Below are 2,282 nucleotides of genomic sequence, written 5' to 3'. Positions count from 1 at the left end.
TTCCTGGTGCCCAGTCTTAATAGTACTCTAAACTCTGTACTCTCAATGGGCGTTGCGAAGGCAACGCCTGACTCTGGTAAAAGAAGGTGAATAAAATAGCGATTGAAAATTTAGAAGTTTATAAAAGAGCCGAACAATTATTATTTAGAGTTTACAAACCAATTAAAAATTACCCTAAGTATGAAAAGCACAGATTGTCGCAAATAACAGTTATTTTATTTATAATTTTCTTAGCTTTTATGCACTTAGGAAATAAGGTAAAAAGTAAACGCAAGGTATATTTACAAACAGCAGATGCGTTTTTGCAAATGTTAAAAGTATGTTTTAGATTAGCAAGATATGAAAAATATATAGGTAAAGAGTTTGGGAGGCAGATTTCCTTAGAATTAACTGAGATAGGAAAAATGCTTGGTGGTTGGATAAGAAGTTAAAAATAAACGAGGATTAGCCTATTATGGCGTCGTGTGAATCGTGGTAACAACGGTGCATCCTATTTGAACAGTAACAATTCTTGGAACACGAACAGTAACAATTCTTGGCGCCCAGTCCTGAATTAAAAAATTTTCGATGGCTATGATTACGGTTGTAGTCACTACACTTGAAATAAAATTCAAGAGAACCCAATTCTCTCACTTGCGAAAAGTGTAAACACATAAACAATGGTATCGCGCTCACTCCAAAGAAAGGAGAACCGGAGATATCGACAAATTAATTGACAAAATACTCTTTATAGATAATTTAGAAAAATCATCAAACAAAATGCTAAGAGGCAAGTCCAAATATACTAAAGAAGCTATAGAGTTTGCTATGGATGAGGTTTATAACCTACTCAAATTAAAAGCAGAGATTAAAAATAAAACGTATAGGTTTAGTGGTTATATCAACTTTGTTGTAACTAGACCAAAAGTAAGAGGGATAAATGCACCGCATTGTAGAGATAAAGTTGTACAATTGGCAATGAATAATGTATTGAAAGAAATATATAATCCTAAATTTATTTATGATAGTTATGCTTGTATCGACGAAAAAGGCACGCATAGATGTGTTAAAAGAATACAACATTTTATGCGTAAGGCTAAATGGGAATATGGCGACGAGGCGTTCATTGTAAAGATAGATATAAAGAAATTTTTCTATAATATCGTAAGGGATATATTAAAAGAACTAATCGCTCAAACAATAAAGGAAAAAGAAACATTAGAATTAATATATTTAATAATTGACAGTGCAGATGCTATTGACGTATTAGGTATGCCTTTAGGTAATACATTAAGTCAATTATGTGCAAATATTTATTTGAATGTTGTAGACCAATATGCTAAAAGAAATTTAGGACTAAAATATTATATTAGGTATATGGACGACATAATTATTATAGTCGAAAACAAGGAAAGAGCTAAAGAAGTATTGGAACTAATTAGGGCAAAAGTTGAAAAAGAATTAGGATTAGTTTTGAATGAAAACAAGTCTAAAATATTTCCACTTGCTCAAGGAGCAAACGCTATAGGCTTTAAAATTTATCCTACTCATATGTTGCTTAGAAACGAAAGCAAAAAAAGAATTAAACAAAAACTTAAAAAATTCAAGCCATTATTAATTGAAGAAGAAATAACTATAGAAAAAGTTGAACAAATACTCAATAGTTGGCTTGGACATGCGGATCTAGCTAATAGTTATAAATTTATTCAATCATTATTAGAAAGATTTGATTATATAAAATTGGTGGATAAGAGGTTCAAAAATGGTAAAATTAAAAAGGTGTTCAAAATAAAAAGAGAGGTGATAGATGATGCAAGAAAATCTTATATTAGTGCAAAAGCAAGCTAATGAATGGCAATTATTCACACATAAGGTTAGATTTATTGACAATGGTGTTGAAAGCGAAGTATATACTTCTGATGTAGCTTGGTATAATAAATTTGCTGAAATACACGACAATTTTTCATTAGTAGAAGTAACAGAGGTTACCTATACAGCTGAACAATTGAGTAGGTTAGAAGAAATTAAAAATTTAAATATATCTGATAGTGTCGCAAATGATTATGTGATAGAAGACATAGCAGGAGAAGGCTTAGAATTATTAGCTTTAAAAAAGGAAAATAATGAATTGAGACAGCTACTAGCTGATTTAACGGAAGAAGTTTTGATGGGAGGCATGTAAAATGGGTGAAGCAAAGAAAAGATTGTATAAGTTTTTAGTGAGAATGGAGAGAATTACGCCTGAACAGTACGAACAGATTGTAGGGGAGATTTATGAGGGATAAAACTAAATTATATTATGA

General features: G+C 30.9%; 4 protein-coding genes. All 4 read left to right on the top strand.

All coding sequences use genetic code 11. The features are described 5' to 3' along the window. The first annotated feature begins 86 nt into the window (after positions 1-86). The 4 genes from VK998_RS03660 (at position 87) to VK998_RS03645 (ending at position 2,264) form a co-directional block, all read left to right on the top strand. A complete protein-coding gene (locus VK998_RS03660) occupies positions 87-431 on the top strand; it encodes a four helix bundle protein (RefSeq protein WP_325225598.1) in 345 nt (114 codons plus the stop codon). Between the two features lie 328 nt (positions 432-759). Further along, complete coding sequence (locus VK998_RS03655; protein ID WP_325225596.1) at positions 760-1,827, top strand: reverse transcriptase/maturase family protein; 1,068 nt, start codon at positions 760-762, stop codon at positions 1,825-1,827. After that, entirely contained in the window at positions 1,787-2,161 is a 375-nt protein-coding gene (locus tag VK998_RS03650) for a hypothetical protein (RefSeq protein WP_325225593.1), read from the top strand. The genes VK998_RS03655 and VK998_RS03650 overlap by 41 nt, the downstream gene beginning before the upstream one ends. Before the next feature lies 1 nt (position 2,162). Then, entirely contained in the window at positions 2,163-2,264 is a 102-nt protein-coding gene (locus VK998_RS03645; protein WP_325225590.1) for an XkdX family protein, read from the top strand. Positions 2,265-2,282 lie beyond the last annotated feature (18 nt).

The sequence above is a fragment of the Schnuerera sp. genome, from assembly GCF_035459645.1.
GTDB lineage: Bacteria > Bacillota > Clostridia > Tissierellales > Tepidimicrobiaceae > Schnuerera.
The sequence above is the reverse complement of the archived record's forward strand: the minus strand, read 5'-3'. Positions and strand labels throughout refer to the sequence as shown.